This window comes from Luteitalea sp. (genome assembly GCA_009377605.1).
In the GTDB taxonomy this organism is placed as follows: domain Bacteria; phylum Acidobacteriota; class Vicinamibacteria; order Vicinamibacterales; family Vicinamibacteraceae; genus WHTT01.
This window is the reverse complement of record WHTT01000350.1, coordinates 1-530: the sequence shown is the minus strand read 5'-3', so window position 1 is coordinate 530 and position 530 is coordinate 1. Positions and strand designations below refer to the sequence as shown.

Sequence of the window (530 nt, the reverse complement as noted above, 5' to 3'; positions counted from 1 at the left end):
GCCGTCTTGTAGAAGGCGTCCATCTTCCGCCTTGCCGCCGTGGATCGACATCCGGACGGAGGTTTCTCCTTTCGTGCCACCCACGTCCTGAGCGTTCGGTGGCATGACCACCGATGGCATGAGGGCGGCAAAGCCCAAAATGTTCTTCGCGGTCGGCAGGGAATCGAGCTCAGCCCTGCCGAGCGATCTCTGCTCCGACACGCTCGTGACGTCCACCAGCGGGGTCTGACCGGATACGGTGACCGTTTCCTCGAGGGCGCCAACCCTCAACTCGACGTTCAACGTCGCGGTGAAGTTCGGCGGCAACTCCAGGCCATCCCGCCGGAAGGTGCTGAATCCGGGGAGGGTGAACGACACGGTGTAGGCTCCGGTCCTCAATTCCACGATCCGGAAATCGCCCCGGTCATCTGTGACGGTCGACCGGACCTTCTCGATGAGAGCGGGACTCGAGGCCTCCACGGTGACACCCGGGAGCACCGCACCTGACGTGTCCCTCACGGTCCCCGTAATGCTGGCCGAGCTGCTGCCCT

At 64.0% G+C, this 530-nt stretch carries 1 protein-coding gene; it reads right to left on the bottom strand.

Annotated elements, in window-relative coordinates:
* On the bottom strand, window positions 1–530 hold a 530-nt coding region (locus GEV06_29255; GenBank protein ID MPZ21924.1), incomplete at both ends, for a hypothetical protein.